The organism is Citrobacter sp. wls826 (assembly GCF_005281245.1).
GTDB lineage: Bacteria > Pseudomonadota > Gammaproteobacteria > Enterobacterales > Enterobacteriaceae > Citrobacter > Citrobacter braakii.
Map to the genome: position 1 here is coordinate 111457 of NZ_SZWS01000041.1, position 717 is coordinate 112173.

1 protein-coding gene is annotated in these 717 nt (G+C 55.4%); it reads left to right on the forward strand.

Annotated features, from left to right (window positions below; translation table 11 throughout):
- On the forward strand, nucleotides 1–620 hold a 620-nt coding region (gene malG / locus FDW87_RS09500), incomplete at its 5' end, for a maltose ABC transporter permease MalG (protein WP_252363091.1).
- Between the last annotated feature and the right edge of the window lie 97 nt (nucleotides 621–717).

The following is a 717-nucleotide window of genomic DNA, read 5'->3' on the forward strand; positions in this document are numbered from 1 at the left end:
TAGCCACCATTACCGCGATCGGTATCGTGACGCTTTCCACCACCTGCGCTTACGCCTTTGCCCGTATGCGCTTCCCGGGCAAAGCAACCCTGCTGAAAGGGATGCTGATATTCCAGATGTTCCCGGCGGTGCTGTCTCTGGTCGCGTTGTATGCTTTGTTTGACCGCCTGGGCCAGTACATTCCGTTTATTGGTCTGAACACTCACGGTGGCGTGATCTTCGCCTATCTCGGCGGTATTGCGCTGCATGTGTGGACGATTAAGGGCTATTTCGAAACCATCGACGGTTCGCTGGAAGAAGCGGCCGCGCTGGATGGCGCAACGCCATGGCAGGCATTCCGCCTGGTGTTGCTGCCGCTTTCCGTTCCGATTCTGGCGGTCGTGTTTATTCTGTCTTTCATTGCCGCGATTACCGAAGTACCGGTCGCATCACTGCTGCTGCGTGATGTGAACAGCTATACCCTTGCGGTAGGTATGCAGCAGTACCTCAATCCACAGAACTATTTGTGGGGCGACTTTGCCGCCGCAGCTGTACTTTCAGCCATTCCTATCACTCTGGTGTTCCTGCTGGCACAGCGCTGGTTGGTCAACGGACTGACGGCGGGTGGTGTGAAAGGTTAAGTTTTACCGAAGTAACTGCCCGGCAACGGGCAATGCCACTGCAACCCTCAACTTATGTTATCCCAACCTGTGACTGTTATTCGGCGCTCTACGGAGC